12 protein-coding genes are annotated in these 8,132 nt (G+C 66.0%); 10 read left to right on the top strand and 2 right to left on the bottom strand.

From position 1 onward, the window contains the following. Positions 1-178 precede the first annotated feature (178 nt). Positions 179-709, top strand: a complete 531-nt coding sequence (locus CSC68_RS09155) for a hypothetical protein (protein ID WP_162203246.1) — start codon at positions 179-181, stop codon at positions 707-709. 392 nt (positions 710-1,101) lie between these two features. Here the strand turns inward: CSC68_RS09155 and CSC68_RS09150 are convergent, their stop codons facing one another. Continuing rightward, on the bottom strand, positions 1,102-1,791 hold the full coding sequence (locus tag CSC68_RS09150) for a hypothetical protein (protein WP_162203245.1): 690 nt from the start codon (positions 1,789-1,791) through the stop codon (positions 1,102-1,104). Between the two features lie 515 nt (positions 1,792-2,306). Here CSC68_RS09150 and CSC68_RS09145 point away from each other — a divergent pair. The 9 genes from CSC68_RS09145 (at position 2,307) to CSC68_RS09105 (ending at position 7,167) form a co-directional block, all read left to right on the top strand. Next, entirely contained in the window at positions 2,307-2,735 is a 429-nt protein-coding gene (locus CSC68_RS09145; protein ID WP_246193506.1) for a hypothetical protein, read from the top strand. 565 nt (positions 2,736-3,300) lie between these two features. After that, a complete protein-coding gene (locus CSC68_RS09140) occupies positions 3,301-3,525 on the top strand; it encodes a hypothetical protein (protein ID WP_162203244.1) in 225 nt (74 codons plus the stop codon). A gap of 54 nt (positions 3,526-3,579) precedes the next feature. After that, positions 3,580-4,050 (top strand): Rrf2 family transcriptional regulator, encoded by a 471-nt coding sequence (locus CSC68_RS09135; RefSeq protein ID WP_125165826.1) that lies wholly within the window; start codon positions 3,580-3,582, stop codon positions 4,048-4,050. Further along, complete coding sequence (locus CSC68_RS09130) at positions 4,040-4,933, top strand: NAD(P)/FAD-dependent oxidoreductase (RefSeq protein ID WP_019399042.1); 894 nt, start codon at positions 4,040-4,042, stop codon at positions 4,931-4,933. The genes CSC68_RS09135 and CSC68_RS09130 overlap by 11 nt, the downstream gene beginning before the upstream one ends. Before the next feature lie 85 nt (positions 4,934-5,018). Then, a complete protein-coding gene (locus tag CSC68_RS09125; protein ID WP_019399043.1) occupies positions 5,019-5,231 on the top strand; it encodes a ParD-like family protein in 213 nt (70 codons plus the stop codon). Further along, positions 5,228-5,995: a type I methionyl aminopeptidase gene (map, locus tag CSC68_RS09120; protein ID WP_162203243.1), complete on the top strand. Its 768-nt coding sequence runs from the start codon at positions 5,228-5,230 to the stop codon at positions 5,993-5,995. The genes CSC68_RS09125 and map overlap by 4 nt, the downstream gene beginning before the upstream one ends. Positions 5,996-6,029: 34 nt before the next feature. Beyond that, the gene (locus CSC68_RS09115; RefSeq protein WP_162203242.1) at positions 6,030-6,410 is read left to right on the top strand and encodes a DUF3817 domain-containing protein; all 381 of its coding nucleotides are present in this window, start codon (positions 6,030-6,032) and stop codon (positions 6,408-6,410) included. Further along, positions 6,407-6,832 carry a CopD family protein gene (locus CSC68_RS09110; protein WP_162203241.1) on the top strand — a complete coding sequence of 142 codons (426 nt, stop codon included), beginning with the start codon at positions 6,407-6,409 and terminating at the stop codon, positions 6,830-6,832. Before CSC68_RS09115 ends, CSC68_RS09110 begins: the two co-directional genes overlap by 4 nt. Before the next feature lie 41 nt (positions 6,833-6,873). Then, positions 6,874-7,167: a glutathione S-transferase N-terminal domain-containing protein gene (locus tag CSC68_RS09105; protein ID WP_162203240.1), complete on the top strand. Its 294-nt coding sequence runs from the start codon at positions 6,874-6,876 to the stop codon at positions 7,165-7,167. Positions 7,168-7,231: 64 nt separating this feature from the next. Here CSC68_RS09105 and CSC68_RS09100 read toward each other — a convergent pair whose 3' ends face one another. Then, positions 7,232-7,942, bottom strand: coding sequence for a transposase (locus tag CSC68_RS09100; protein WP_162203239.1), 711 nt, complete (start codon positions 7,940-7,942; stop codon positions 7,232-7,234). Positions 7,943-8,132: the final 190 nt, after the last annotated feature.

Below are 8,132 nucleotides of genomic sequence, written 5' to 3'. Positions count from 1 at the left end.
AGGAACGACCGAAGAAGACCTTGGGCGGTCTGACGCCGGCCGCTTATGCCGAACAGTTGGCGGCCAAAGCCGCTACGATGAAACCCGGACTCTAAAGAGCCCCGCTACTGAAAGCGGGGGGACGTCGGTGCCCCCCGCCAAACTCTGGCGGCTGCAACCGCCCATCCACGGAGGGACCATGAAGACCGTGATCCACTTGACGATATTAGCGATCGCGCTGCAGGCGTCGGCGGCATCTGCGCAGGCATTGTGGGGCGGGGCGGCCTACGGGATGGACCTGGCGCAGGTCCAGGCGAAGGTGCCGCAGGCCCGGGTGCCGGAGAGCCCGGATGAGTTGGCCGGTGGCGAGAGCGAGGGGCTGCGGGTGGAGGGCGTGGAGGTGGCCGGCCACCGGTTCCAGGCTTCGTACTTCTTCGCCGGCGGCGCGCTTGTGCAGGTGGATCTGGTGCAACGGGCCGCGCGGGCCGGGCGCGCGGACCTGCAGGTGTTCCAGGACGTGGCCACAGCGCTGGAGGCCCAGCACGGTGCGCCGGCAGGCAGCACGCAGGAGGACGAGCCCTTCGAGCGACGTCGCGTGCATTGGCAGGTGGCGGACACGCAGGTGGCGCTGCTGCTGTTCCAGGTCGGCGATGCCTCGCTGGTGAAGGCGATCTACCAAGTGCAGCCGCCGGATGCGCCGCCACCGGTGCGGTTGCGCTCGGACGGCTGAAAACCAGGGTCAGTGAAACCGGGGACGAAGTGCACGTTCCTCAGAAGCCCGGTCAGAGTGCCCTTTCTTCGAAGCTTCTCCGTTTCCGCGGCCGATCCTCCTCGGCCCGGCCCGGCCCGGCCCGACGCGGCGCCCCAGCTGGCGCTCGACGGCTTGGCGGAAGCGGTCGCTGCCGAGGTCGTCGCGCTGGAGCGTCGCACGGATCTGCTCGATCCCGGCAGCTTCCAGTCCGGCGATGACCAGCGCGCGGTAGGCGGCGCGGCGAGTCGGGGCGTCGAAAACAGGGGTCAGAGTGCGCGCCCCGCCCGGCATCCCTGGCGACGGACGCGGCGGTAGACCGCAAGGCCCGTGCTCCCGCTGCAGCAGCTGTTTGCCGCCCCGGTTGCCGGTAATCAGCGAAGCCCCGCTTCCGGCGCGATCGTATGGACGACCTTGCCCTCCGCATCGAGGAACTCGATGGCGCCGTAGCCGGCGTCGGTGACGGTCAGGCGCAGGCGGGCGCGGTCGGCCTTGTCGTTGAGGGCGACGCTGGGAGTGCCGTCGGCCGCCACCTGCATGCGGATCCGGGTGGGGGCCGCCACGCCGGGGATCAGCCGGTTGTCCAGCGCCGGTTCGCGCACCAGGGGCGGTGCCTGGTTGATCGAGAACGCGACCGAGCCGTCCGGCGACACGCGCCAGCCCACCGCATCCATCGCCGGGTGGTCCAGGGCCAGGACGGCCATGCCACCCTCCACGTCGGCCGTGCCGAAGCCGCCGCGCTCGCTGCCCTTGTCGTCGTACAGCACCATGCCGGCCACGTCGAACGCGCGCCGGTACTGGATGCCGTCGATGATGGGGGCCGGGGTCCGGCCGGCCAGCGTCATCCGGATCACGCCATCCTCGTCGACGATGTCGATGCGGCGCGCGGTGATGCGCTCGTGGTCCGGCGCGTCCACGCGGGTCTGCGGCGTGCGCGAGGCGATGATGCGCTCCAGCGTTTGCACCGAGGGCCGCTTCGGCGCCGCCTCGCTGGCCGATGCCGGGAGAGCGGTGCAAAGCGCGGCGAAGACGAACGGGACGGCGGCGGCGTGCTTCAAGGGCATTCTGTGCTCCGTTGGCGGTTGCGATGCGATGTCGCAAGGATATGCGTCGCGTGCGACGACCGGGATCCGGCGCCAGCAGGCCGAGCCGGGGGGCACTCGCCGTGGCGACGGGTTGAAACCGGGGTCAGAGTACACTTTCCTGCGGGCTGCCTGGCTTCGGCGGCCGTCCGATCCTGGCCGGGCCGGCGCGGCGTCCCAGCTGGCGCTCGATGGCCTGGCGGAAGCGGTCGTTGCCGAGAAGTGCTGGCGCTGGAGCGTCGCGCGGATCTGCCCGATTTCGTCAGGGTCCAGCCCGGCGATGACCAGCGCGCGGTAGGCGGCGCGGGAAAACCGGGGTCAGAGTTCAATTTCTCCCGGGTGCGGCCCGGGTGGTCGGCTCCAGTCGAGGGGAAATTGCACTCTGACCCCGGTTTTCGACCCATACGGCGGCCAAACGCCTGCCGGGCGCCGGCTTCACGGGGCCCCCGGCAACGCATAGAGTCGCCGGAACGAACATTGGCGGGACAGGGGGAAGCATGTCCGGGAAGCTGCTGGCGGGCGCGGCGATCGCGCTCGCGCTAAGTGCGTGCACCACTACCCGCTACACCGTCGTGCCGTTGGAGACCCACGGCGCCCAGGTCAGTTTCCACAACGGGCGGCCGACCACCGACCTGGAGCTGCGCAACGGCGCGGTGCAGGTCACTCCGCTGGGCGTGGAGGTCAACGGGCGGATCAGCTTCGCCGTGGCCGGCTACAACAAGCTCGACGAACCGGTGGACTTCGGCTCGGAGAACTTCAGCGCCCGCGTGGGCGGGGTCTGGGTGCCGGTGCGAAAACGGGGTCAGGTTCACTTCGAGCAATGCTCCACGGGGTGTCCCGGCACCGGCAGGGCCACTCGCCGGGGTGGCCCAGGCCCACGCCGTGAGGTAAACCCCGGCCCCGTTTGCTTGGCCATCAGCACGTAGGCGTGCAGCTGGCACCCGGTGGCTGGCAGCACTTGGGTCGGCAGCTGTAGATAGCGCACGCGATCATCGCCATCCAGGAAGCACGGCGGCCGGTTGTTGCCGCGCTGTACGGCGGGCTGGGAATGCCGGGGGAGGTTGAAGCGCGGCAGCCGGCCATGCCGGAAGAGTGCGCATGGCCTCGCACTACGTCTGTCTGGGCCTTCCGGCGCATCTGGCAGGATCCTGTGCCACGTCCAGTAAGAGGTGAACCTGACCCCGTTCCGCGACCCCGTTCCGACCTCGGAAGTGAACCTGACCCCGTTCCGTCAATGTCGGCGGGGTAAAGGGTCAAATCGCTCATCGCCCCCCCTTCAGCGCGCCACGCGCTCGGAGGTCGAGTCGTGCAGGGCGCCACGCTCGAACTCGATGACCGACTCCAGGGGGGTAGCTGACGCGCTTGGACAGCTTCAGGTAGCGCGGGCCGCGACCTTCGCTGCGCCAGCGCTGCAGGGTCTTGGGGCTCAGGCCCCAGCGCTGCGCGAGCTCGTTCTCGTTGAGGACCCGACGGTCGCCGGGAGACAGACTATTGATCGCATCGACCGGCGACCGGGTGATGGTGCTTGCCGTTGTCGGCATGGAAGCCTCCTATGACGCTGTTGAGGAACAGGTGTCATTGCAGGCTTCGGGTGGCGAACATACGAGGGACGCAATGGCGAACCACGCGGGAACTTCTGGTTCGCCGATGCGTTCCGGCGTGCCTTTGAGCATCACGCAGGAAAGCCAGCGTCCACTTCACGCCCTTCCAGGTTGATCAGGCGAAGTTCGTTGCTTGACAAAAGGCATATCATGCAACTCATAATGTTGCATGAAGAAAAATAGCCAACTCTCGGACGTTTTGCATGTCCTCCTGCATATGGCGCAAGCCGAAGGGCCCGCGACCTCGGAGTTGCTTGCCGCGGCCATGCAGACGAACCCCGTCGTGCTGCGCCGCTTGATGGCCGGGCTCAGGGACAAGGGCTTCGTCCGATCATCCAAAGGCCACGGCGGCGGCTGGGTGCTGTCCTGCGCGCTGGAGGCGGTCACGCTGCGCAGCGTTTACGAAGCGCTCGGCGAGCCATCCCTCGTCTCGCTGGGTTTCCGGGAGAACCACCCGCAGTGCCTCGTCGCACAGGCGGTCAACGAAGCCTTGGGCGTGGCGGTGCAGGACGCCGAGCGATTGCTGCTGGAGCGACTCGGTGAGGTGACGCTGGCCGATCTCGCCAGCGACTTCCGGCGACGCTTGAAGGCTCATCGCCATGCCCCGCACCGGCTTGTGGAGCACGTCCATGAAGGTTGATTTCGCGGTCATCGGTGGCAGCTATGCGGGGCTGTCCGCCGCGCTTCAGCTCGCCAGGGCGCGCCGCGACGTGCTGGTGGTCGATGCCGGACAGCGCCGCAACCGCTTCGTTGACGAGGCGCAAGGGCATTCGCATGGATTCCTCACGCGCGACGGCCAGTCCCCGGGCGCGATGGCGGCCGAGGGCCGCAGCCAGTTGCTGCGCTACCCGAACGTGCGCTGGCTGGACGCTCTGGCCGAGGAGGCGCGTCGCGGCCCGGATGGCCGCTTCGAGTTCTGCGTCTCAGGCCAAGTGGTCAGCGCCGGTCGATTGATCCTAGCCATTGGCGTGCGCGACGAGCTGCCACCGGTGCCGGGCCTGGCCGAGCGCTGGGGCCGCAGCGTATTCCATTGCCCCTACTGCCATGGCTACGAGTTGGACGCCGGGCCCATCGGCATCGTGGCCGCGTCGCCGATGGCGCAGCACCACGGCCTCATGCTGCCCGACTGGGGCAAGCCGACACTGTTCCTCAACGACGCCTATGCGCCGACGCCAGAGGATCTGGCCGCGCTCGCCAGGAGGGGCACGCGTGTCGAATCAACGCCCATCGAGCGCATCGAAGGCGAGGCTGACGTGGTGCTGGCAGACGGACGCATCCTGTCGATGAATGGCCTGTTCACCCAGACACGAGCCCACCTCAGCAGCCCTGTGGCGCAACAACTGGGCTGCGAGATCGAGAAAGGTCCGCTGGGCGAGTTCATCAAGGTCAACGCTGCACAGGAGACGAGCGTGCCAGGGGTCTTCGCCTGTGGCGATGCCGCAAGAGCGGCGGGCAGCGTGGCGTTGGCCGTGGGCGACGGCGCACTGGCGGGCCTGGCCGCGCATCGCTCGACGCTGTTTTGACGGGCGCGGGCAGGCCTGCGGCTCCCTTGCGTCGCAGTCAGAAAAGTATATGATGCGTATATGTTTCGTATAAAGTGGACGGCATATGGGCATCGTGAACATCGACGACGATTTGCATGACCAACTGCGCAAGGCCAGCGCGGTGTCGTGCCGGTCGATCAACGCGCAAGCGGCCTTCTGGATCCGGATCGGCATGCTGTGCGAAATGAACCCGACACTGAGCTTCAACGACATCGTCACGCGTGAACTGCGGGCCGCGGGTGTAGTGGCGCAACCCATCAAGATGGGTTCGACATGACCAAGCGACCCGAAGAAATCGCGCTGATGGCGGAGTCGGGCCGACTGCTGGCGCTGGTGTTCGACTATCTCGATCGGCTGAACCTGATCGGCATGTCGACCCTGCAGGTCAACGATCTGGTCGATGCATTCATCGTCCACGAGCTCGGCGCGCGCCCGGCCAGCAAGGGGCAATACGGGTACGCCTATGCGCTGAACGCCTCGCGCAATCATGTGGTCTGCCATGGCGTTCCTTCTGCCGAAGACATCTTGCAAGACGGGGACATCGTCAATTTCGACATCACACTGGAGAAGAACGGCTACATCGCCGATTCCAGCAAAACCTATCTGGTGGGCGAGGTGTCGCAGCCGGCGCGGCGGCTCGTGCACGTGGCTTATGAGGCGATGTGCAAAGGCATTCAGGCCGTGCGCCCAGGTGCCACGCTTGGCGACGTGGGCCACGCCATCGAGCGACATGCCCGCAGGAATGGCTATTCGATCGTCAGGGAATACTGTGGCCACGGCATCGGTCGTGAGATGCACGAGGCGCCACAAGTGCTGCACTGGGGCAAACCGCGAACGGGGCTAGTACTGCGCGAAGGGATGGTGTTCACCATCGAGCCGATGGTGAATCAAGGACGGCGCACCGTTCGAACCGAGGAGGATGGTTGGACGGTGGTCACCTGCGATGGGCAATTGTCGGCTCAATTCGAACATACCGTTGCCGTCACGGCTCACGGTGCCCGGGTCCTGACCTTGCGGCCCGGTGAGAAATGCCCGACGTGACTTTCATGAATGCAAGCCTTTCATGAGAAACCACATGGTCAAAGACGGACAAGCAGAAAAGGACCCGCGTCATCCACATGAACCCATCGCGGCTCTTGAGAGCCAGCAACTGAAGCGCCTTGAGATGGCCTCGATCATCGAGGCAACAACGCTGGTTCTTTTGGTGTTCGTTGCGGTCCCTCTGCGCCATCTCTGGGGCTGGCCGTATGGCTCGAAGTTCCTCGGGCCCATACATGGGATCGCATTTCTGGCGTACATCTGGACGGTACTGCAAACCGTGTCCGGCGGCGGCTGGCATGGCCGTGAAGTGGCTCGATTGTTTCTGGTCGCGTTTGTGCCATTCGGCGGGTACGCCAATCTCCGGTGGCTGCGCGAACGGGCGAGAACGCTCGCCGATGGCAAGGAGGCTCGATGAGCTTGGCAGCGATTTACCCTTATTTGGTGGCAGCACACGTCACGGCGGTGGTATTTCTGGTGGGCGGCTTGCTTGCGCAAGAACGGATGGTGAACGCCATCTCGCTGTCACCACCAGAAGAACAAGCGGGGATGTTGGCCGCGCTGCAGCGTTTTGAACGTACCGTCACCACGCCCGCATTGCTGTTGACCTGGATCTTCGGATTTTCATTGGCGCTCGGCGCGGGATGGCTGTCATCCCCATGGCTGATCGTCAAGCTGATCTTCGTCGTCGCCCTATCGGCGTTTCACGGCGTACGTTCCGGTCGAATACGACGTTGCCTTCGAACTGGAGCATCTGTAGAGAAGATTCCTGGTGCTGAACTCGGCATCGTCGTTGCGATGTTGGTCATCGCCATCTTGGCGATCGTGAAGCCGGCCTAGAACTGCTATTCACCAGTCGCCCCGCCAAAGAAGGAACTGCGATGGACACGTATCGCCTCCATTACTTCCCCGAGTCAGGCAACAGCTACAAACTGGCGCTGATGCTGACGCTCTGCGGCCAAACCTTTGAGCCCGTCTGGACGGATTTCGGCTCGCGCGTGACGTGGACGCCGCAGTGGCGGCGCACGGTCAATCCGATGGGTGAAATTCCGGTGCTGGAGGTCAATGGCCGCAAATTGACGCAGACAGCGCCAATCTTGCTGCAGCTTGCGGCCCAGTATGAGAAGTTCGGGGCGATCAATGACGAGGAGACCTACGAGCTTCTTCGCGGGTAACGGGGTCAGGTTCACTTCGGGCAATGCTCCACTGTGGTCCCGGCACCGCCGAACGGGGTCAGGTTCACTTCCGGCACTTCCGCGATGAGGGTAGGCGTGGCGGCCGATGGGCGGGTCGGGTTCCGGCAAAGCGCCGAGTCTTGGCCTCGACCATGGCGCGGAAGACGTCGCGGCCGAGAGCGCGTTGCTGCTGCAGGTAGTCACGGATTTCGGCGAGCGTGTCGTCGTCCAGTGCTTGGTCCAGCAGCGCCCGGTAGGCCGACGCACGCTCGGCATCGGTGCTTCCGAGCGCCAGCCAGCTGGGGTGGGGTGCCAGGCCTGCACGCGGGCGCTGCCCCGTGTTGATGGCGCAGCTGGACCAGCGCCAGGACGTCGGGTCGTCGGTGAGCCGGGCGCGCGCCGGGTTGAGTTCGATGTAGCGGTAGCAGCGCAGGACGTAGGCCTCGCTGTCGACCAGGCAGGCCTTGTAGCGACCCTCCCAGAGCGTGCCGGTTCGTCCGTGTCGGCGGTTGAACCAGGCGACATAGTTGCGACCCAGCCGCTGCATCATCCTGCCGATTGCGCCTGCCTCTGGCGGTGTGACCAGCAGATGGACATGGTTGTCCATCAGCACGTAGGCGTGCAGCTGGCAGCCGGTGGCTGGCAGCGCTTCAGCCAGCAACTGCAGGTAGCGCACGCGATCATCGTCATCCAGGAAGCACGGCAGCCGGTTGTTGCCGCGCTGTACGACATGCTGGGGAATGCCGGGGAGGTCGAAGCGCGGCAGGCGGGCCATGCCGGAAGGATGCGCATGGCCTCGCACTAGGTCTGTCCGGGCCTTCCGGCGCCTCTGTCAGGATCCTGTGCCACATGCGGTAGGAAGTGAACCTGACCCCGTTCCGTTGAACCTGGCTCCGGCCGGGCGCTACGCTCGGCGCTCGCTCGCGTTGCCGCAGGCACGCGCTCTCCGGCCCTGCAAGGAAGAT

Source organism: Pseudoxanthomonas suwonensis, from assembly GCF_010093235.1.
Classification (GTDB): Bacteria; Pseudomonadota; Gammaproteobacteria; order Xanthomonadales; family Xanthomonadaceae; genus Pseudoxanthomonas; species Pseudoxanthomonas suwonensis.
The sequence above is the reverse complement of the archived record's forward strand: the minus strand, read 5'-3'. Positions and strand labels throughout refer to the sequence as shown.